This window comes from Aeromicrobium sp. Leaf272 (assembly GCF_001422865.1).
Classification (GTDB): domain Bacteria; phylum Actinomycetota; class Actinomycetes; order Propionibacteriales; family Nocardioidaceae; genus Aeromicrobium.
Genome location: NZ_LMMY01000009.1, coordinates 569,090 through 569,499, shown reverse-complemented (window position 1 = coordinate 569,499; position 410 = coordinate 569,090). Strand labels below are relative to the sequence as shown.

The following is a 410-nucleotide window of genomic DNA, read 5'->3' as shown; positions in this document are numbered from 1 at the left end:
GCTTGACCTGGCGGTAGACCGCCAGCGGGATGATCGCGAGCGCGCCGAGCAGGCCGATGGCCTCGCTGATCCACTCGTAGAGGAAGAAGTGGCCGATGATCGGCCAGACGAACTCCGGGTCGAACAGCTGGAAGAACGCCTGGGCGACGGCCGTCGCGAGCACGAGGAACGCGAGGTAGACGAACCAGTGCAGGGCGCCGATCCAGCTCCACTGGAGCATGCGCGTGTGGAGGAACGTCTCCTTGAGCATGTTCACCGTGCGCGCGGCGGGGTCGTCCGTGCGGCCTGGTGCCGGGCCACCGGCACGGATGACGGCGGTCATCCGGCGCACGGCGACGACCGTGACGGGGATCGTGATGGCCGTGACGGCCAACGAGACGATGATCGCGACGAGCTGCATGGAGCCTCAA

At 67.6% G+C, this 410-nt stretch carries 1 pseudogene; it reads right to left on the bottom strand.

Annotated features, from left to right (window positions below):
• Positions 1-400 (bottom strand): annotated as a pseudogene (locus tag ASF38_RS18775) (Fe-S cluster protein); the annotation flags it as partial.
• Between the last annotated feature and the right edge of the window lie 10 nt (positions 401-410).